At 46.4% G+C, this 685-nt stretch carries 1 protein-coding gene; it reads right to left on the bottom strand.

Annotation, left to right across the window (positions count from 1 at the left end):
- Positions 1-213: 213 nt before the first annotated feature.
- Entirely contained in the window at positions 214-585 is a 372-nt protein-coding gene (locus tag JIN78_RS16875; protein ID WP_200393168.1) for a hypothetical protein, read from the bottom strand.
- Between the last annotated feature and the right edge of the window lie 100 nt (positions 586-685).

A 685-nucleotide genomic window follows, 5' to 3' on the forward strand; every position in this document is an offset into this window, starting at 1 on the left:
CAATTCAGTCCTTCACGAACTTGACTTCTGATCATTGAAAAATGATGAGCCCGGACCATTTTATGCCCTTGACAAATCATCAACCATATCAACGTTGAAGGCCACCTACCGCTGACTGGCAGCGTACCTTCGACTGGGGTTTAATGGTGTAACTTTTGATTCAGAGTGAAACTCATCACGGGTCAGCGGTTAGGTGCGCCGCCTTGTTCGGCTCTACTCATTTACTCCCCACTTTTGAACAACTCGACTTCCAACTTTAACGGCTAAACCAGATGTGAATGTGCCGTCATCTTCAGCGTGAGTTAATCTCGGGAAGAATATCCACTGTCCAAATCGCCCAGCGCGCTTTAACGGAACAAAGTTAATCTCGCGCCCAACGAGGTCAATCGCGTGATTTAAGTCCTTCACTGGTTGAGACAGTGTCAAGATGGGCGAGTCAGCATGAAGGTGTGTCATCGCAAAAGTGTAGTCGGCTTTCTCTATCTCGATGACGTGGAAATTCCTGATCTTCTTTAGTTCTTCCGATTGCACATGCGCACAGAGAAAAACGATAGCGATAACTAATGCGTGGTGGATTATTTTCATTTTGCCGAGATTATATGGTTGATGATTTGCCAGACCAGCACCTTTTCAAGGAAAAATGGCGTGCTTAGGATTTTCGTGGGCTATCCCGCAGCCACTTGGA

Source organism: Roseibacillus ishigakijimensis (assembly GCF_016595415.1).
GTDB classification, from domain to species: Bacteria; Verrucomicrobiota; Verrucomicrobiia; order Verrucomicrobiales; family Akkermansiaceae; genus Roseibacillus; species Roseibacillus ishigakijimensis.

What these genes read in the sequence shown, in the direction of transcription:
- JIN78_RS16875 (WP_200393168.1), bottom strand. Translation starts at nt 585, where the DNA reads ATGAAAATAATCCACCACGCATTAGTTATCGCTATCGTTTTTCTCTGT.